This is a genomic window from Mesorhizobium huakuii (genome assembly GCF_014189455.1).
GTDB classification, from domain to species: Bacteria; Pseudomonadota; Alphaproteobacteria; order Rhizobiales; family Rhizobiaceae; genus Mesorhizobium; species Mesorhizobium huakuii_A.
Genome location: NZ_CP050296.1, coordinates 5446350 through 5465098, shown reverse-complemented (window position 1 = coordinate 5465098; position 18749 = coordinate 5446350). Strand labels below are relative to the sequence as shown.

Annotated in this window: 14 protein-coding genes and 3 pseudogenes; 8 read left to right on the top strand and 9 right to left on the bottom strand. The window is 62.3% G+C overall.

The genetic code is table 11. The annotated features are described in order from the left end of the window. Positions 1-6: 6 nt before the first annotated feature. Positions 7-456 (top strand): nucleoside deaminase, encoded by a 450-nt coding sequence (locus tag HB778_RS26355; protein ID WP_183458190.1) that lies wholly within the window; start codon positions 7-9, stop codon positions 454-456. Between the two features lie 40 nt (positions 457-496). Here the strand turns inward: HB778_RS26355 and HB778_RS26350 are convergent. From HB778_RS26350 to HB778_RS26330, 5 genes and pseudogenes are all read right to left on the bottom strand, one after another. Next, positions 497-1173: pseudogene (locus HB778_RS26350) on the bottom strand (hypothetical protein). 287 nt (positions 1174-1460) lie between these two features. Beyond that, positions 1461-4442, bottom strand: a complete 2982-nt coding sequence (ileS, locus tag HB778_RS26345; RefSeq protein ID WP_183458188.1) for an isoleucine--tRNA ligase — start codon at positions 4440-4442, stop codon at positions 1461-1463. A 289-nt stretch (positions 4443-4731) separates the two neighbouring features. After that, positions 4732-5541 (bottom strand): MipA/OmpV family protein, encoded by an 810-nt coding sequence (locus HB778_RS26340; protein ID WP_183458186.1) that lies wholly within the window; start codon positions 5539-5541, stop codon positions 4732-4734. A 130-nt stretch (positions 5542-5671) separates the two neighbouring features. Beyond that, positions 5672-5884: a hypothetical protein gene (locus tag HB778_RS26335; protein ID WP_183458184.1), complete on the bottom strand. Its 213-nt coding sequence runs from the start codon at positions 5882-5884 to the stop codon at positions 5672-5674. 23 nt (positions 5885-5907) lie between these two features. Then, on the bottom strand, positions 5908-7458 hold the full coding sequence (locus tag HB778_RS26330) for an acid phosphatase (RefSeq protein ID WP_432421208.1): 1551 nt from the start codon (positions 7456-7458) through the stop codon (positions 5908-5910). A 142-nt stretch (positions 7459-7600) separates the two neighbouring features. On the opposite strand from HB778_RS26330, the gene HB778_RS26325 reads away from it, so the two are divergent. Further along, complete coding sequence (locus HB778_RS26325) at positions 7601-8155, top strand: HdeD family acid-resistance protein (protein ID WP_183458180.1); 555 nt, start codon at positions 7601-7603, stop codon at positions 8153-8155. 1 nt (position 8156) lies between these two features. Here the strand turns inward: HB778_RS26325 and HB778_RS26320 are convergent, their stop codons facing one another. Both HB778_RS26320 and HB778_RS26315 read right to left on the bottom strand, forming a co-directional pair. Beyond that, a complete protein-coding gene (locus HB778_RS26320) occupies positions 8157-9137 on the bottom strand; it encodes a bifunctional riboflavin kinase/FAD synthetase (RefSeq protein ID WP_183458178.1) in 981 nt (326 codons plus the stop codon). 6 nt (positions 9138-9143) lie between these two features. Beyond that, positions 9144-10004: a TIGR01459 family HAD-type hydrolase gene (locus HB778_RS26315; protein WP_183458176.1), complete on the bottom strand. Its 861-nt coding sequence runs from the start codon at positions 10002-10004 to the stop codon at positions 9144-9146. Between the two features lie 302 nt (positions 10005-10306). Here HB778_RS26315 and HB778_RS26310 point away from each other — a divergent pair, with 302 nt between their 5' ends. Next, positions 10307-12292: a pilus assembly protein gene (locus HB778_RS26310; RefSeq protein ID WP_183458174.1), complete on the top strand. Its 1986-nt coding sequence runs from the start codon at positions 10307-10309 to the stop codon at positions 12290-12292. Positions 12293-12408: 116 nt separating this feature from the next. After that, positions 12409-13041, top strand: a complete 633-nt coding sequence (locus HB778_RS26305) for a LysE family translocator (RefSeq protein WP_027054935.1) — start codon at positions 12409-12411, stop codon at positions 13039-13041. Positions 13042-13155: 114 nt separating this feature from the next. Here the strand turns inward: HB778_RS26305 and HB778_RS26300 are convergent. Continuing rightward, positions 13156-13981, bottom strand: a pseudogene (locus tag HB778_RS26300) (DUF2189 domain-containing protein). Positions 13982-14323: 342 nt separating this feature from the next. Here HB778_RS26300 and HB778_RS41710 point away from each other — a divergent pair. From HB778_RS41710 to HB778_RS26290, 3 genes and pseudogenes are all read left to right on the top strand, one after another. Continuing rightward, on the top strand, positions 14324-15106 hold the full coding sequence (locus tag HB778_RS41710) for a pilus assembly protein TadG-related protein (protein ID WP_244661627.1): 783 nt from the start codon (positions 14324-14326) through the stop codon (positions 15104-15106). Beyond that, positions 15049-15507 carry a hypothetical protein gene (locus HB778_RS41705; protein ID WP_244661626.1) on the top strand — a complete coding sequence of 153 codons (459 nt, stop codon included), beginning with the start codon at positions 15049-15051 and terminating at the stop codon, positions 15505-15507. Before HB778_RS41710 ends, HB778_RS41705 begins: the two co-directional genes overlap by 58 nt. A gap of 71 nt (positions 15508-15578) precedes the next feature. Further along, a pseudogene (locus HB778_RS26290) lies at positions 15579-16093 on the top strand (CAP domain-containing protein). 86 nt (positions 16094-16179) lie between these two features. On the opposite strand, the gene HB778_RS26285 reads toward HB778_RS26290, so the two are convergent. Next, positions 16180-17163 (bottom strand): isopenicillin N synthase family dioxygenase, encoded by a 984-nt coding sequence (locus tag HB778_RS26285; protein ID WP_183458172.1) that lies wholly within the window; start codon positions 17161-17163, stop codon positions 16180-16182. Positions 17164-17481: 318 nt separating this feature from the next. Here HB778_RS26285 and HB778_RS26280 point away from each other — a divergent pair, with 318 nt between their 5' ends. Then, positions 17482-18726 carry an ABC transporter substrate-binding protein gene (locus tag HB778_RS26280; RefSeq protein ID WP_183458170.1) on the top strand — a complete coding sequence of 415 codons (1245 nt, stop codon included), beginning with the start codon at positions 17482-17484 and terminating at the stop codon, positions 18724-18726. Positions 18727-18749: the final 23 nt, after the last annotated feature.

Below are 18749 nucleotides of genomic sequence, written 5' to 3'. Positions count from 1 at the left end.
AATCGCGTGAAGCGACCGGATTTCATGGCGCTGGCGCTGAAGGAAGCCGAAGCGGCAGCCTTGCGCGGCGAAGTGCCGGTTGGCGCCGTCATCGCCACTGGCAGCACAGTCGTTGCAAAGGCCGGCAACCGCACCCGCGAGCTTGCCGATCCGACGGCGCATGCCGAGATGCTGGTGATCCGCGAAGCCTGTGGGAAACTCTCGGCCGAGCGGCTCACCGGCCACGATCTCTATGTGACGCTGGAACCTTGCGCTATGTGTGCCGGCGCCATTTCCTTCGCCAGGTTGCGCCGGCTTTACTTCGGCGCCGCCGACGAAAAGGGCGGTGCGGTCGTCAATGGCGTACGCTTCTTCGCCTCGCCGACCTGCCACCATGCGCCAGACATCTATCCGGGCATGGGCGAGACCGAAGCGGCCCTGCTGCTGAAGGATTTTTTCAGGGAACGTCGCGACTGAACCACGCAGTGCCCTCCGAAAATGGGCACTGAGGCCGATCTTACAGGGACGGCAACCAGTCGAACCAGCCGCCCTTCTTGCCTTCCGCCTCTTTCTTCAGGCGGCGTTCCTTCTTGTATTCGTCCTCGCCGAGTTCGTTCTGCGGCGCCGTGTCGGACGCGACGCGGTAAGCCAACGGCGGCTCGCTCAGATATTTGCGGGTGTTGGGGTCGCCCTGCTTGCTTGCGGCAAGACGACGCTGAATTTCGGCGGCGCGGCCCTTGTCGGAGTCCGCGGGCGTCCATGCCGGCGGGTGGCTGGAGCCTGAATCCGCCATCGCCTTTTTACCGAGGCTGGATCAGTCTGCACATCGTCGACGATCTCAGCCTGATAGCTCGGATCATTCTGGTGGGCGGTCGCGTCGGCGCGCAGGCGGGCTCGGCGCTGCTCGGGCGATTCGGGCCATTGGGCGCTTGCCGTCTCGATGCTTTCCTGCGGTGCAGGCAGCGCGTCCTTCTGTCCAGGAGCGGGCTTCACCAAGGTGGGGCGAGGCTTGTAGTCAATCGGATCCTTGTGCTTCGGCGCAAAGGAGACGGCGCCGGTGAGATCGCCGGCCAGCTGTTCGGCGGCGGTCTTGTCGGTTCCATAGGTCGGAGAGCCCATGCAGCCAGACAAAGCCAGGCCCGATGCGACAAGCGGCGCCAGCAGCGCAAGGCGCGCGTTATATCTCTCGGTCATGCCAAAAAGTCCCACTCTAGACAGCCTCTCGATCGCCACCGGTCTTATGACCGATCCCCATCGTCCAAGCACTTGCGACGGAAATCCGGCGACAATTTGTCTTCCGGAGTTTCGCGTGTTTACCTCAACCACTCGTTAAGGGCAACGCACGGGCGGATTTGCACCGCCCGGCGTGGCATTTGTGCACTATTGATCGGTGCATGTCGTTTTCCCAAAACCGCGGCACACTTTTGGGCGACATGCACTGTTGATCGGGTGCATGTCGTTTTCCCAAAACCGACATGCACTTAACGCCGGCTGAGCGCCTTCAGTTCATGCAGCACGGCGGCATCGCGCGCCGAGACATCGGGAAATGCAGGATCCTGTCCGACATCGGCCGTGTAGCGCCAGGAACGCGCGCATTTGACCAGGCCGCGATCCTCCGCCTTCTCGACGACCACGGCGACGCCCTTGACATCGTCGAGCGTGAAGGCGCCTTTCGGCGCCTCGCCATGGGCAATGACGAGATCGCTGGTGATCGCCATCTCGGCCATGTCGACGTCCGCTATCGCCGCCTCGAGCGCCGCGTCGTTGATGGTGACGACCGGCACCGCCTCCAGCGAGGAGCCGATCACCTTCTGGGCACGCGCGATCTCGAGCGCGCCGGTGACGACGCGGCGCACCTGCCTGACCTTGCGCCATTTTTCCGCCAGCGCCTCGTTCTTCCAATCCGCCGGGATTTCCGGGAACTGGTCGAGATGCACCGAAACGGCATCGGGATGCCGGTCGAGCCAGGCCTCTTCCATGGTGAAGGGCAGCATAGGCGCCAGCCATTTCACCAGACACTCGAACAGATGGCGCACCACCTGAACCGAGGCCTTACGCTTCACGCTCGACGGCGCGTCGCAGTAGAGCGCGTCCTTGCGGATGTCGAAATAGAAGGCCGACAGCTCGACCACCATGAAATCGATGAGCGCTCGGGTGATGCGCTTGAACTCGAAGGCATCATAGCCCTGGCGCACCACCTCATCGAGTTCGGCCAGCCGATGCAGCATCAGCCGCTCCAGCTCCGGCATGGCTTCCAGCGGCACGGTCTTGCCATCGTCATGGGCGAGCGTGCCCAGCATCCAGCGGATGGTGTTGCGCAGCTTTCGGTAGGCGTCGATGTTGGTCTGCAGCACGTTCTTGCCGAGCCGCTGGTCTTCCCAATAGTCCGTCGTCACCACCCACAGGCGCAGGATGTCGGCGCCGGATTGCTTGATGACGTCCTGCGGCACCACCGTGTTGCCGAGCGACTTCGACATCTTGCGACCGTCTTCGTCCATGGTGAAGCCGTGGGTGACGACGGTGTCGTAAGGCGCCCTGCCCCGGGTGCCGCAGCTTTCGAGCAGCGAGGAATGGAACCAGCCGCGATGCTGGTCGGACCCTTCGAGATAGACGTCAGCCGGCCACTTCAGGTCAGGCCGGTCTTCCAGCGTGAAGACATGCGTCGAGCCCGAATCGAACCAGACGTCGAGGATGTCCATCACCTGCCGCCACCGGGAGGCATCATGGTTGCCGAGGAAGCGCTCCTTGGCGCCGGCGGCGAACCAGGCATCGGCGCCCTCTTCCTCGAAGGCGTCCATGATACGCTTATTGACCGCCGCGTCCTTCAGCACGTTGCCGTCCTCATCGGCGAAGACGGCGATCGGCACGCCCCAGGCGCGCTGGCGCGACAGCACCCAGTCAGGGCGCTCCTCGATCATGGCGCGGATGCGGTTCTGGCCGGCGGCCGGCACGAAGCGCGTGTCGTCGATGGCCTTCAACGCGCGGCTGCGCAGCGTCGTGCCGTCGCCGAGGTCCTTGTCCATGTAGACGAACCACTGCGGCGTGTTGCGGAAGATGACCGGCTTCTTCGACCGCCAGGAATGCGGGTAGCTGTGCTTCAGGCGGCCGCGCGCGAACAGCGCGTTGCGCTTGATCAGCTCATCGATGACCGCCTGGTTGGCGTTGCCCTTCTTGCCGTTGTCGTCGATCACACGCGCAGGTCCGCCCTCGCGATCCGGGCCGAAGCCCGGCGCCTCCTTGGTGAAGAAGCCGGCATCATCGACCGTGAACGGGATCACCGTGTCGACGCCACGTGCGCGCAGCTGGGGCGCGGCGTCCATCCAGGCGTCAAAATCCTCGCGGCCATGGCTGGGAGCGGTGTGGACGAAACCGGTGCCGGCATCGTCGGTCACATGGTCGCCCGCGATCATCGGCACCGGGAACTCGTAACCGCCGCCGAGGCCCTTGAAGGGGTGCGAAAGCACAAGATTTCCAAGCTGTTCGGCGCTGATGCCGTGAAGGCGCTTCAAGGTGACCTTGGCCTTGGCCTGGCTTTCCTCGGCGAGCGCGTCGGCAAAGATCAGCTTCTCACCCGGCTGCGGGCCAAACGCGTTCTCGGCCGCCGTCACCTCGTAGAGCCCGTAAGCGATACGCGGCGAATAGCTGACGGCGCGGTTGCCCGGGATGGTCCAGGGCGTCGTCGTCCAGATGACGACATGGGCATCCAGCAAGTCCAGCGACCGCCCGCTCAGGTCCGGATTGAGTTCCGCAGGCTGCCCGTCCACGACACTGGCAACGACGAGATTGGCCACCGGAAACTTCGCCCAGATCGTATCGGACTCATAGTCCTGATACTCGATCTCGGCCTCGGCCAACGCGGTGCGCTCGACGACACTCCACATCACCGGCTTCGAGCCGCGATAGAGCTGGCCCGACAAAGCGAATTTCAACAGTTCGCCGGCGATGCGCGCCTCGGCATGGAAAGCCATCGTCGTATAGGGGTTCTTGAAGTCGCCGATGACGCCAAGCCGCTGGAATTCGCCGCCCTGCACCGTGATCCAGTGCGCGGCGAATTCACGGCATTCCTTGCGGAACTCGTTGACCGGTACCTCGTCCTTGTTCTTGCCCTTGGCGCGGTACTGCTCCTCGATCTTCCACTCGATCGGCAGGCCGTGGCAGTCCCAGCCAGGCACGTAGTTGGAGTCATAGCCACGCATCTGGAACGAGCGGGTGATGACATCCTTGAGGATCTTGTTCAGCGCATGGCCGATATGGATGTTGCCGTTTGCGTAGGGCGGGCCGTCATGCAGCACGTATTTCGTGCGGCCGGCGGCACTCTCGCGCAGCTTGCGGTAGAGGTCCATGTCCTGCCAGCGCTTGACCAGCGCCGGTTCCTTCTCGGGCAAGCCGGCGCGCATCGGGAAATCCGTCTGCGGCAAATAAAGCGTCTTCGAATAGTCGATCGTTTCAACTGTGTCGGTCATTGATCTGCCATCTGCGTAGCCCGTCGGCACAAAGCCCGGGCGTTGAAGTCTTTGGTTGACGCCTATCGTTTTCCCAAAACCGGACCCACTTTTTGGGCGATATGCGTCGATGTTCTGGAAAAAGCGCGAGGGCGCACGCGAAACTCCCGGCGGCTCCGGCGGCGCTCAGGCCACCCGGAACACCGGGCCAGTAATTCGTATCGCGATCGCGAAAAGGCGCGAAAAGCTCATCATGGCGTGGCTTTTAGCGGAGATAGGCGCAGGAATAAAGCGTCTCGTTCGATCTCGCCTACATCTTGAAGTCGAAGCGATAGGTGGTCGACACGCCGACCATGAACTGGTTGCGGTCGCCGCGCTCCTTGACCAGGCTGGAATCGGCCGCCGGGCCTTTCAGGCGTGAATATTCGCCGAACAGGCTGGCGGTCATCGGATCGGTCACCTTCCAGGTCACCGCGCCGCCGAGACCGACGGATTTCAGGCCGCCGCCGGGATTGTACTGGCTCAGGCCCGAGGCCACGGCTTCCTGTGCGTTGACGCCATAATAAGCGTCGAAATAGTTGGCCGAGGCAAAGGACACGCGCGGGCCACCCGAAATCCTGACGGTTGGCGTCACATCATAGAAGGCGTCGGCGGCGATATCGGCGACAAAGCCGTTGTGGGCACGGATGCCATGCCGCAATTCGGCACGCGCGCGCATCCAGTCCGTCGGATAGAATTCGAAGAAGCCGCCGACTTCGCCGCCCCAGCGGACCGGATCGAGACCCTTGAGCTCGTCGGCATTGCTGTCATCGCGTGAGAACAGGAACTTGCCGGTCAGGCCGGCGCGGACGCTGCCGTCATCGACAAGCGCCAGCGAAATGTTGTCGTTGCGCGAGGTGAAGCGTGCCTGGGGGCCTGCCTTGCCCAAGGAGATGATGGGCTGGGCGCTCAGCATGTATTTCTTGCCGCCCTCGAAATTGGGCGCGACCAGGCCAGTGGCGCCAACCGTCAGATACCAGTCGCCGGACAGCCAGCCGAAAGCGCCATCGCCGGCCTCGGCCGCGGAGGCGCCCAGCAAGGAGGCAGTCAGAAGCAGCGGAATCGCTCGGACAATACGCATCGATACCCCTTACGCGAAACACGCCGGAACAAACACCCGGCATCGCTCAAGCCATGGCGCCAGTTCGGTAAAATTTGACTTAACATCCGTAACAGTTGCGTCGGCCAACCTTGTGTCCGGCCGCGCCGGATCAGGCGCGGCGCGGCGCGGTCGGCAAGTCCAGCAGCCCTCTCACGGTCTTGCTGCCCTTGCCGGCAATGCGCGCCGATCCGTCGTCACCCACCTCCACCGTTGCACCGTTGGCAAAGCTTAGCGACCAGCCGTCGCCCTTGGCGTTGCGGCGGCGGTCGATAAGCTCGATGCCGGCAGCGGTGACAAGGGCGACGATCCCGTCAACGTTCATCGTTTTCCTGCGGACACGGGCCTTCAATTGAGGTCGAGCCCGGCGGTAAGATCGCCGAGCGGTGGTTCGCCGTGCGCGGCGACGGCCCTGTCGCGAACCACGATGCCGTACAGCACCGGCAGTTCGAAGCGCTCGGTGATGAAGCGCAGGATCGAAGTCGTGTCATAGGGCGTCTGATCGACATAGCCGTGCTTGGCGAAGGGCGAAACGATGATGGCGGGGATGCGTGTGCCCGGCCCCCAGCGGTCGCCCTTGGGCGGAGCGACGTGATCCCAGATGCCGCCATTCTCGTCATAGGTGACGACGACCAGCATATGCGGCCATTGCGGGCTTTTCTCCAGATGGGCGACGACGTCGGCGATATGGCGATCTCCGGCCTCGATGTCGGCATAGCCGGAATGCTCGTTGAGATTGCCCTGTGGCTTGTAGAAGGAGACCTGTGGCAGGGCGCCGTCGTCGATCGCCTGGATGAAGCTAACGCCGCCCAGCCCGCCGTCGCGCAAATGTTCGCGCCTGGCAGCGGTGCCCGGCGCGTAATTGGCATAATAATTGAACGGTTGGTGGTGGTACTGGAAATTCGGAATCGGCGAGTTGTTGCCGTGGTCGAGCGTGTACTGCCAGGCGCCCGAATACCATGCCCAGGTGATGTGCTTGAGGCTAAGCATGTCGCCGATGGTCGGCTCCGTCTGGGGCGGCAGCGTGGTGGGCTTGGCCGGATCCGCAAGGAGCGGATCGCCGCCAGGCGCCGGATCGGTGCCGCTCGGTTGGTAAGGCGGCTGCATCGTGTTCACCGCGTGGAAGTCCGGCGTCAGATTGCCATCGGAGACAAATTTCGGAATGCCGTCGCGCGCCGATTTCGGCGAATTGTCGGCGATCTTCAGCGCTGTGCCGCTATCATCCGTTACCGAAATCGACGGTTTGGCCGGGCTCTTGTCGGCATCGGCGTAGTAAGGCGCGCAAGCGCAGATCAGCCATTGGTGGTTGAAAAACGAGCCGCCGAACCCACCCATGAAGAAATGATCGGCCAGCACGTATTTCTGCGCGACCGACCACATGTCGGTCTTGGAAGCGTCCCAATTGCTCATCGGCATGGCACCTGAATCGGCCCAGGCAACGAACATGTCGTTCTTGCCGCCGTTGATCTGCATCTGGTTCTGGTAGTAGCGATGCCAGAGATCGCGCGTTGTGACGCTGAGCTGCACGTTGAAACCCTTCGCGTCGTTCACGGTGAACGGCGCGTTTGGAAGGTGCTCGGTCATCGCCTGCGTCACCGGCGGCGTGACGCCCTTGGCGGTCAGCCCGTCCCACACCGGCGGCAGTTCGGACAGCACCGAGCCGTCACGGTCGCGCTGCTGTAGGCTTTCCTGGCTGGCTTTGTCGATGCCTTCGGCACCGGGAAAATGGCCATAGAGATTGTCGAAGGCGCGGTTCTCGGCGAAGATGACGACCACCGTTTCTATCTTGGTGATGCCATCCGGCGGATCGCCGGGCTGCGCTGCGAATGCGGAAGCCGCAGTGGCAGCGAGCAGGGCGAGAGTTGAGGAAAACAGGGCGAGCCCATGGGATCGCTTCATTGTCATACCTCCCTGGTGCAAAGGGGGATGACACCAGCTTCGACGCGCCTTTGCAATAGCCACCGCGCTGGACGGGTAGTGCCATTGGGATTATCTTCCTTCAACCGCAGGATGCGCGGCCAGATGTGGAGGGAGATGGATCATGACCTTGCACGGCGATACACTGAAGAACGCGATCGGGGAGACCCGGGCGAAGTGGGGATGGTTTGTCGGACTGGGCGTGTTGCTGCTGATCCTCGGCGGCATTGCCTTTGGCAATCTGTTCATCGCCACGGTGGCTTCCGTCTATGTCGTCGGCTGGCTGATGCTGGTGGCCGGCATCATAGAGATCATGCATGCTTTCGGGGTCAAGACCTGGAGCCGCTTCTTATACTGGCTGCTCAGCGGACTGCTTTACGCGGTCGCCGGATTTTTCGCTTTCGACAATCCGCTGCTGGCCTCGGCGGTGCTGACCTTCCTGCTCGCCGTTGCGCTCGTCGCCTCCGGCGCGCTGCGGGCTTGGGTCGGCTACAGTCACCGCCCGGAACAGGGCTGGGGCTGGATCGTCGCGGCAGGCATCATCAGCGTGCTTGCGGGCTTGATCATCGCCATGGGTTGGCCGGTCAACAGCCTGTGGGTGCTCGGACTGTTCCTGGCGATCGACCTGATCTTCCAGGGCTGGACCTTCATCGCGGTCGGCCTTGCGCTGAAGAAGTAGCTCAGAACGCCACGGAAGCGTCCAGACCGGATAGCGGCTTGACGCCGGCAAGCAGCGCGCGTGCTTCGGCTTCATCGCGCTTCATCTGCACCACCAAGGCATCGAGTCCATCAAATTTGATCTCGCTGCGCAGGAAGCCGAAGAACGAGACCTGGCAGGTCTCGCCATAGAGATCGCCGGAAAAATCGAAGACGAAGGTTTCCAGAAGCGGCGCGCCATTGTCATCGACAGTCGGGCGGCGGCCAAAGCTGGCGACACCGTCATGCAGCGTGCCGTCGGCGCGCCGGAAGCGGACGGCATAGATTCCTTCCTTGAGGGTGGCTTCCGCGGGAAGCCGCATATTCGCCGTGGGAAAGCCGAGCGTTCGTCCGAGTTGCTGGCCGCCGACGACCTCGCTTTCCACAGTGAAGCGATAGCCGAGCAGACCGGCGGCCTCGGCCACCTCGCCATTGCAGAGCAAGGCCCGGATCCGGCTCGATGAAACCACCTCGGCGCCCTCGTCGCGAAAGGCGTCGACAAGTGTGACGCCAAAGCCATGGCGTTCGCCGGCCGCCATCAGATAGGCCGGTCCGCCCTGGCGATCCTTGCCGAAATGGAAATCGAAACCGGTCACGGCGTGGGTGATGCCGAGCGTCCTTTCCAGCACGTCGGTGACGAACGCTTCCGCCGACAGCGAGGCGAAGTCGCGCGTGAATGGCTGCTCGACGAGTGCGGCAAAGCCCAGCAATGACAGAAGCCGCGCCTTCATCGGCGGCGGCGTCAGCACGAACAGCGGCATGTCAGGCCTGAAGACCTTTCGCGGATGCGGTTCGAAGCTCAGCACCAGGGCCGGCACGTCACGCCGCACAGCCTCGGCCAGCGCCAGTTCGAGCACCGCCTGATGGCCACGGTGGACGCCATCGAAATTGCCGATCGCGACAACGCCGCCACGCAGGTTGGCGGGCAGCGGCGCGGTTGCCGAGAGATGCTGGAAGGCTACCATTGCCACCTACTGCAGTCTGACCATGACGGCCACCGGACGATAGCCGTGCCGTTCCAGGAAGAGCCCGAGTTTTGCCGGGTCCGGCCGGGATGCATCGCCGTAGTCGCGGGCATGAATGCCGCCGGAAACATAGAGAACGTCGAAACCATTGTCGGCCGCGCCCTTCACATCGGTCATCATCCCGTCGCCGATGGCCAACACCTGAGAACGCTCAACCGGCCGGCCAAGCACCTCCGCCACCTCCTTCATCGCAACGTCGTAGACGGGCGCATAGGGCTTTCCGGCGATCAGCGTGCGGCCGCCGAGCTGGGCATAGTCGCGCGCCAGGGCACCGGCGCACCAGATGATCCGTTCGCCGCGCTCCACCATGATATCGGGATTGGCGCAGATGAACGGCAGGTTTCTGGCCCGCAATCGGCGCAGCATTTCCGCATAATCCTCAGGCTTCTCGACCTCGTCATTGAACAGCCCGGTGCAGACAACGCCGGCGGCTTCGAATTCCTCGACGAGATCGACATCGAGGCCGTCATAGAGGGTCAGGTCGCGGTCGGCGCCGATGTGGAAAACCTTGCGTGGCCCCTCCGCGATCAGGTCACGGGTCACGTCGCCCGAGGTCACCACACGGTCGTAGGCTGACGGCGGAACGCCGATTGCGCTCATCTGAGCCACGACATCGGTGTTGCGGCGGGGCGAGTTGGTAATGAGGACAACGGGAATACCGGCTGCCCTTGCCTTGGCCAGCGCCGCCGCGGCAGCGGGAAAATGCCATTCGCCATTGTGCACCACGCCCCAGACATCGCAAAGAATTGCCGAATAGGCTTTCGAGACGTCTTCGAGCGAGCCGACGATTTCAGGCGAATCCGCCATGCCGTTTCCTTCAATATGAGCGTTGCGAGTGCCCCGGCCGGACGGTTCGCCGCAGCGGGTTCGAATTATCCGAACCGATCCATGCTGTCACCAGCTTTCACGCATCGTCAGTTGATCGGCAAGTTCCCCTGACTAAGCAGGGCGTTTTGTGTTGAACCGCATCGCGCCCGCTGCCCTCGCATTGGTTAGCGGTTGGTGAAGCGCCAACCAAGCAATAGAGCGGTTTCCCAAACCCGTCCTTCAGCGTTTTGTGAAAAGTTGGCGTCAAATCGAGAATCCGCCGGCGGGGGCCGCTGCAAGACATGCATGAAATCTGGCGCCAGTTCCGCCGCGACAGACGCGGAAACTATGCTCTTATGACAGTCGTGGCGATGGTGCCGTTGATGGGCGGCCTGGCGATCGCGGTCGACTTCACCGAAATGAACCGCGAAAAGCAGATGGTGACGAATGCGCTCGATGCCGCCAACTTCGCCACGGCGCGCCGGCTGACGGAAGGCGCGACCGACGACCAGTTGAGAGCCTATGCGCTCGATTTCTTCAATGCCAACCTGAACGATGTCGATCCCGCCAGCACGACGCTCAACGTCACTTTGCCGAGCAACACCAGCGGCGGTGGCCTGCTCACGATGACGGCGCAGCTTGCCTACAAGCCCTATTTCTATCCTGCCTTCGCCCAGATGGTCGGCAAATCCGCGACCGATGCGAACCAGAGGATCAGCTTCAACGTCACCTCCCAGGTGCGGCTGAAGAACACGCTGGAAGTTGCCCTGGTGCTCGACAATTCCGGATCGATGACCACACTCGGCACCGGCTCTGGACAAAAGCGCATCGATCTTCTCAAGACTGCGTCGAAGCAGCTGGTCGACACGCTGGCCCAGCAGGCGGTCATGATCAAGCAGGTCGACAAGCCGGTGCAGTTCGGCCTCGTGCCCTTTGCCGCTTCGGTCAATGTCGGCCCCGGCAATGGCAACGCGTCGTGGATGGACACCGAAGGCCTGTCGCCGGTGTCGAACGAGAATTTTGACTGGTCGACGCTGAATGCGGCCAACAAATACGCCCAGCAGACCAACGGCATCTGGTACAAGCGCGGCACTGGCTGGGGCACCGAGGAAGGCCAGATGCTGACCCGGTTTTCGCTGTATCGGGACATGAAGGTCGTCACCAACCACGAGCGTGTCGTCAACAGCAAGCGGGTGGTTTGCGACGAGTACAATTCGAACAACACCTGCAGACGCAGCCACGACGAATATGACTACATCGATTCCTACGGTCCGTTTGCCAGCTGGCAGGGCTGCGTGGAGGCCCGGCCCTACCCCTACAATGTCAACGACACCCCGCCATCCGGCGGCTCGGCCAACACGGGCATAGGCGTCGGCGATCCGGCAACGATGTTCGTGCCGATGTTCGCTCCCGACGAGCCCGGCAATCACTGGAAGCTCACCCAGGACCCCGACGAAGCCGCCCCGGTGACCTACGGCGCGGTGAACAGCTGGTGGAACGACGATCCTTCGAGCAGCACCGGCCAAACGCGGCTGCGTAACATGGCCAAATATTTCCAGCTGCGGCCGATCGATGCGCCGGCGCTGCCCTCCGGCAATGGCCCGAACTACAGCTGCACCACCAACCCGATCACGCCGCTGACCGATGTCAGCGTCACCGATGGGGCCACCGCGATCAAGGCCGCGATCGACCTGATGCAGCCGAATGGCGGCACCAATGTTCCCGAGGGCCTGGCGTGGGGCTGGCGGGTGGTCTCAAGCGGCGAACCGTTCACGCAAGGGCGCCCGGAAACCGAGAAGGGCAACGACAAGGTGGTGATCGTGCTGACCGACGGCGCCAACACCTACTACACACCCTCCTCGCTGGGCTATTCAGATCCCGCCAACTCGAAATCGACCTATGCGTCCTACGGCTATCTCAACCCCGGCTATAACGGCACCTCGGTCGGCCGCATGTTCATGGGCACATCGAGCGCCATCGGTCAGCTCGACTATTCGAACGGCAATTACACCAACGCACTCAACGAACAGATGGCAACGCTCTGCAACAACGCCAAGGCAGCCAACATCATGGTGATGACGGTGGCGCTCGACCTGTCGACGACCAAGGCAAGCGACAAGCTGGCGATCGATGCGCTGAAATCCTGCTCGTCGGACTCGCGCTTCCGCAAGGACCCGACGGATCCGACCAAGCCGGTGAAGCTGTTCTGGAATGCGACGGGCGCCAGCCTGTCGAACGATTTCAAGGAAATCGGCAACGAACTGTCGAACCTGCGGGTAGTCGGCTAAAGCCGTCTGGCGCAACGCCTGGCGCCGCCAAGCCCTTGCAGGCGCGTGCGATCACGGGCACAGAGGAGCCGCTCGCGGGATCGCGCATCCATCGCGGCACGCTTAGGGGACGAACAATGCCCGATACCGCCAATCATATCGCCTTCGCGCTGGTCTGCCTCGGCATGGTGCTGACGCCAGGCCCGAACATGATCTACCTGATCTCGCGTTCGCTGTCGCAAGGGCCGAAGGCCGGACTGATCTCGCTTGGCGGGGTCGCGGTCGGCTTCCTGTTCTATGTGGTGTCGGCGGCGTTCGGCATCACCGCGCTGCTGCTCGCCGTGCCCTATGCCTATGACGCGCTGCGCTTTGCCGGCGTGCTCTATCTCTTGTGGCTTGCCTGGCAGGCCGTGAAGCCTGGCGGACGTTCGCCGTTCCAGGTGCGCGACCTGCCGAAAGACCGGCCGCGCAAGCTGTTCGCCATGGGGCTGATGACCAATCTGCTCAACCCCAAGGTGGCGGTGCTCTATCTGTCGCTGCTGCCGCAATTCATCAGCATCGGCAAAGGCCACGTCCTGTCGCAGCTCTTGGTTCTGGGCGCGACGCAGATCTCAATCAGCCTGACCGTCAATGCCATCATCGCGGTGACGGCCGGCTCGATCGCCACCTTCCTTGCCGGGCGGCCATTGTGGCTGGTCATCCAGCGCTGGATGATGGGAGGCGTGCTGACGGCGCTGGCGCTGAAGATGGCGACCGACGCTCAGCGCTGAGCCCTTCCGGCAGAGCATGGTCCCAAAACCGGTTCCCACTTTTGGGGATCATGCCTTAGTTGAGCATGATCTTTTCCCAAAACCGGTTCCCACTTTTGGGGATCATGCCTTGGCCTACATCGGCCGGCGGATCGGCCGGATCTGTGCCGGCTCGACCACCTTGCGGTAGAGGTGCCAGGTGGCGTGGCCGAGGATCGGCATGACCACAGCCAGTCCGGCAAACAGCGGGATGGAGCCGATCACCAGCAGCACCGCAACCAGCAGCCCCCACAGCGCCATCTGCAGCGGGTTTGCCATCACCGCCCGGGCCGAGGTTTCGATTGCCGAGACGGCACCGACATCACGGTCGAGCAGCAACGGAAAGGCGATCACCGTTGTGGCCAGCACCACCACGGCAAAGACAAACCCGGCCGCATTGCCAAGCAGAGATCAAGGTCCAGCCCTTGCCGGTCGTCAGCACGTCGCGAGCAAAGGCACCGATCGAAGCCGGCGGCTGGTCGCCGAACAGGCTGGTGTAGATCGATTGCGCGGTGAACAGCCACAGCAGGAACAGCGCAAACAGCATGATGCCGATGACCGCGATCGACGGCAGCGCCGGGGAACGGCGCACATCCAGCGCATGGCGCCAATCCGTGTTCATGCCGAGTTCGCGCCGGCGGCTGATCTCGTAGAGCCCGATCGCGGCAAAAGGCCCGACCAGGGCAAAGCCTGACATCAAGGGATAGACGAGTTGAATGGCGTTGGAACCCGACGACCATTGGGTGAGGATCAGGCCGACAATCGGATAGATCAGACACAGAAACACGTAGTGGGACGGTTTTGCCCAGAAATCCTCGGCGCCGAGCTTGAGCGCGTCCCAGAGATCCGTCGTGGTGATGCGGCGCACCGTGGGCTGCACATGCATCCCATACGCGTCCGCCATGACATGAAAGCCGGCCATAACCATCCTCCCGTGTGTCGGGGGCGGTCACGCGGTGAGGCCGCCCGTAGCTGCCACTGCAAGAACGAGAGTGACGATAGCAGATCTGGCGTCGGTTGTCGCCGCGTCAATGGCTGGAACCAGTCGTTGTCGTGTTCATCTCCGGCTATTGCCCCTCATTGAGCGTGCCGGACGGCCTTCGTTTGGCGAGCCACCTCGCCTCATTTCAGAATCTATGCATTTTAGCTATTGCTTAAATTACTCATAGAGACCCCAAGCGTATCACCTAGGCATTGCAAACCTTGGCGGCGGACGATGTTTACATTGAGGGGCTTCTGGCCTTCGAAGCGGGGCAACTTTGCCATGGCGACCGCCATAGCGATGCTGCCGATAATGGTTGTCGTGGCCGGCACGATCGATCTGACGGGCACGAGTGACGACGCCGCGCAATTGCAGAACTCGCTGGACGCGGCAGGGCTTGCCGTCGGCACGAAGTACCTGCCCAGCATGGCCGCGAGTGATGTCCAGGGACTTGGGCTGACATTCTTCGCGGCCAATTTGAGCCTCGCCGACCAGCAGGAATATTCCGACAGCGTCTCCGCTTTTTCGACAACCGCCAGCGGCGACCCGAGCGCCTATTACATCTCGCTTTCATCCAGCATCAACCATCCGAGCTTCATCAATGGCGCGGCCCCCTGGCCAGCTCACCGCTCGGCCACGGTCAAGATGAACCCCGGTGCGCAGGCCTGTGTGCTGGCGCTCGATCCACATGCGTCGTCAGCCGTAAGCCTGCAGGGCTCGACCAATGTCTCTATGACCAGCTGCGTCATCGCGGCAAACTCGGACGCGTCCGATGCCGTCAGCAGAGGCGGTTCCGCACAGGTTTCAGCGGGCTGCGTCTCGACCGTCGGCGGCACTTACGGGCTTTCGCCGCCCAGTGCCAATCTTACCTGCGGAGCCCCGCTCGAACATCAATATGCATCTTTCGATCCTCTGGCGGACGTCGTCCCTCCCCCTCCACATTGTGCCTGCCGGTCCCGAACGGCAAAACCTATACGCTGTCGCCCGGAACCTATTGCGACAAGACGTTGTCGGGAAACATCACGCTCAATCCGGGCGTCTACATCTTCCGTGGCGTCACCATAAAGCCCGGCGGCAACGGCAGCCTGACCGGTCAAGGCGTGACCCTGTTCCTCATGGAGGGCTCACAGATCACCATAAATGCCAATGAACAGGTGAACCTATCGCCACCCACCAGCGGTCCCTACGCCGGCATCACCATATTCGAGAACCGCGGCAACACATCGGCCTTGACGCTGAATGGCGGTGCAAATTCCGTGATCAGCGGTTTCGTCTACGCGCCTGACGCGGCGGTTTCCTTTGCCGGCAACTCAGATATGAGCGGTCAGGGGGGACTGTCTGAGGCTTGTTGGCTTGACCGTGCAGATGACGGGAAACTCATCCATCAAAACCGACTGCTCGGCCGTGTTTGGAAATCGCGAAATGTATGCCAGCCGGATGATCACGCTTGTCAAATGAGCGGTTAGCCTCTCATTTCCATCCCAGATTCTGCCGCCCTGCCCGGCAAAAGCCATGATCGCCATTATGTCAGGTGGGCATGATGATCGCGAAAACTGCAAACTCCCCGATCCCGAATCCGAACAGGCACACGTTGCTCATGGTAGCTGGCCTCGCGGCCCTTGCCGTGCTTTCCGCCTGCAGCACCGTCTCAGTCCCGACGGGCGAAGGCGCAGGCGTCTCTTCCTCGGCCACTGCCACTCTGGCGGGCCTGCGCGCCACAGCCGGGCTCGGCCCGCTGACGCCGGACACCCAACTCGAGCAGGCGGCGCTGCAGCAGGCCGGCTACATGGCGTCGCGGGAGCGCATGAGCCACACCACCGGCTGGGGCAAGGATTTCGCCTCGCGCATGAAGGACAATGGCGTGCGGGGAGCGCGGCCGAGAACATCGCCGAAGGCCGCTTCGACCAGCAAGAACTGTTCGACATCTGGATGCATTCGCAGGGCCACCGGCGCAACATACTCGATGCGGATTTCAGCCGCTTCGGGCTCGCCTATGTCCGCGACGGACGTGACCCCAACCTGCGCTATTGGTCGCTGGTTCTCGGCAGGTAGCGTCACACACTTTTGGGCGGCATGCATTTTCCTGTTTGATGCATGTCGTTATCCCAAAACCGCTACGCACTTTTGGGCGACATGCATTACTTCGTCGTCGCCTTGAATTTTTCCATCAGATAAGGGCCGGAGCGCACCGGTGCGTATCTCGGCGCCTCGCCATCGGCAAGACAGGCGTCGAGCACCTTGATCTCGGCATCCCAGTTCGGCTGGTGGAAGAAGGCCATGGACTGGCGCCGGTCCCTGCCGCCCTGATCGGCAGGCGGATTGACCACACGATGCACGGTGGAGACCCAGCGGTCGTTAGTCCAGCGCGCCATCAGGTCGCCAATGTTGATGACGAAGGCTCCCGGGATCGGCGGCACCTCGGTCCATTCTCCATCCGGCGTGATGATCTGAAGGCCACGTGATCCGGCCTGCGGCAAAAGGATGGTCAGGCTGCCATAGTCTGTGTGGGCGCCGGCGCGGATCTGTCCAGGCTTCGGCGCGACATGCTGTTCGGGATAGTTGAGCGCCCGCAGCGCGCTGATCGGCGCATCGAGATAGCTGTCGAAATGATTTTCAGGCAGGCCAAGCGCGGTGGCGAAGACCCGCATGACGCGCAGCGCCAGATCCTTGAGCGCGGCATAGTAGGCCTTCCAGGCGTCGACGAATCCGTCCGGTTCTTCAGGCCAGATCGTTTCGGCATAACAGAAGGCGAGCGCTTCGGGATCCGACATGCCTTGCGGCACGCCGAGCGGTCCGCCGTTGAAACTCTCCTTGAGGTCGGGCGGCGTTTCGACATTGCGGGATTTTGCCAGCGCCTCCAACTCCGGACCGAGATAGCCGTAGGGGTATCCCTTGTAGGGCGCCCTCGCGCGCTGCTTCTGCTGCGGCGGTAGATCGAAGAAGGCACGTGCCTTGGACCATGCCGCGTCGATCACCGCCTGCGGAATGCCGTGGTTGGTCACAGCCAGGAATCCGGTGTCGCGGCAGATGCGGTCGACCTCGGCGCCGAGCGTCTTTTTCTCCCGCGCGCCCGCGTTTTCGAACCGCTTGAGGTCGAATACCGGAAATGTCGCCTGCATCATTCTCGCATCCAGATGGTCGCCCACCGGGACGATGCAGTCGGGTTCGGCAATAGGCTAGGCCCAACCGACCTGTCCGTCCTAGTCCATATGCGCCAAAGGCGCGACCCCGACCTGCGATACTTGGCCTTGGGCAAGTAGCCGCCGACCAAGCGGCCGCACCGATCTTTGCAGAGCCTGCGTTCCGGCGCGTGCCGCCGATACCGAAGATGTCGAGCACCACTCTTCATCTCATTATACCAGTTGACATGATGATTAATATAACTAGGGTCGGCTTCGAAGGCTCAGCGCATCTTGAGGGAGCCCGACGAGGAGGAAACTATGCAAACGTCGAGGAAAATTCGGCGCATAGCGCTTTTGAGCGGTATCGCCATGATGGTCGCCGGCGCGGCGTCGGCCCAGGAGATCAAGGTCTGGACTTTGACCTTCGCCAACGATTCCGCAAACAAGGCCTGGGCTGACATCGTGAAGGAGTTCGAGGCCGCCAATCAAGGCGTCACCATCAAGGTTGAGGGCCGCGGCACGGATGAACACAAGTCGGCGCTACGCGTCGCCTCAGGTTCCGACCAGGGACCAGACATCTATTTCATGTGGGGCGGCCTCGGCCTTGGCGGCGAATTCGTCAAGGCGGGACTTAGCCTACCGCTCGACAAATACTACGCCGAATACAAATGGGACGACGAACTGCTCTCACCGGCGCTTTCCTTTTCCAAGCAGTATGAGGGTGGCAGGCACGGCGTACCCTACACATTCCACGGCGAGGCGCTCTACTACAACAAGGCGCTGTTCGAGAAGGCCGGCATCACCACGGCCCCCGCGACCTATGATGAGCTCATCGCCGACGCCGAGAAGCTCAAAGCCGCCGGCATTCCGGCGATCACCTTTGGCGGAACCGTCAACTGGCACGTCATGCGTCTCATGGATATGATCCTGGAAACCAAATGCGGCGTCGAGAAGCATGACCAGCTGATGAGCATGCGGGTGAGCTGGGCCGACGAGTCCTGCGCCACGGCCTCCTTCGAGGAGTTCCACAAATGGACATCGAATTACACGCTGAAGCCGTTCATGGGCATCGATCAGGCGCAGTCGTTCAATCTCTTCCTCGGCAATCGGGCCGCCATGATGCTTGAAGGCGACTGGCTGGTGGGACAGCTCAAGGGCGAAAACCGCACAGCCGATTTCGGCCTGTTCGCGTTCCCGACCGGCACCGACCGCCTCTATGGCTTCGCCGAGTACAACTACATTTCGACCAAGAGCAAAGTTCCCGACATCGCCGCCAAATTCCTGAACTATCTGGAATCCACCGACGTGCAGCAAAAGCACCTTGGCGATTTCGGTTCGATCTCGGTCAACAAGAACGTAAAGTACACGAGCACCGAACCGCTCGACCAGAAATGGATCGAGATTTTCGGCAAGTTCCCGTCGACATTCGTCAATGGCGACCAGGCCTTCCCGCTCGATGTCACGACCGAATATTTCCGGGTCATCAACGAGGTTGCCAGCGACAATCTCGATCCCAAGGCGGCAGCTGCCGAGCTGCAGAAATTCATCGGCAACCGCAGCTGATATTGAACCTCGCGATGGCCGGC

Excerpts from the sequence above, each read along its gene's own strand:
- HB778_RS26280 (WP_183458170.1), top strand. The coding sequence starts at position 17,482 with ATGCAAACGTCGAGGAAAATTCGGCGCATAGCGCTTTTGAGCGGTATC.
- HB778_RS26285 (WP_183458172.1), bottom strand. The coding sequence starts at position 17,163 with ATGATGCAGGCGACATTTCCGGTATTCGACCTCAAGCGGTTCGAAAAC.
- HB778_RS41710 (WP_244661627.1), top strand. The coding sequence starts at position 14,324 with ATGGCGACCGCCATAGCGATGCTGCCGATAATGGTTGTCGTGGCCGGC.
- HB778_RS26310 (WP_183458174.1), top strand. The coding sequence starts at position 10,307 with ATGCATGAAATCTGGCGCCAGTTCCGCCGCGACAGACGCGGAAACTAT.
- HB778_RS26305 (WP_027054935.1), top strand. The coding sequence starts at position 12,409 with ATGCCCGATACCGCCAATCATATCGCCTTCGCGCTGGTCTGCCTCGGC.
- HB778_RS26315 (WP_183458176.1), bottom strand. The coding sequence starts at position 10,004 with ATGGCGGATTCGCCTGAAATCGTCGGCTCGCTCGAAGACGTCTCGAAA.
- HB778_RS26320 (WP_183458178.1), bottom strand. The coding sequence starts at position 9,137 with ATGGTAGCCTTCCAGCATCTCTCGGCAACCGCGCCGCTGCCCGCCAAC.
- HB778_RS26335 (WP_183458184.1), bottom strand. The coding sequence starts at position 5,884 with ATGAACGTTGACGGGATCGTCGCCCTTGTCACCGCTGCCGGCATCGAG.
- HB778_RS26340 (WP_183458186.1), bottom strand. The coding sequence starts at position 5,541 with ATGCGTATTGTCCGAGCGATTCCGCTGCTTCTGACTGCCTCCTTGCTG.
- HB778_RS26325 (WP_183458180.1), top strand. The coding sequence starts at position 7,601 with ATGACCTTGCACGGCGATACACTGAAGAACGCGATCGGGGAGACCCGG.
- HB778_RS26330 (WP_432421208.1), bottom strand. The coding sequence starts at position 7,458 with ATGAAGCGATCCCATGGGCTCGCCCTGTTTTCCTCAACTCTCGCCCTG.
- ileS (WP_183458188.1), bottom strand. The coding sequence starts at position 4,442 with ATGACCGACACAGTTGAAACGATCGACTATTCGAAGACGCTTTATTTG.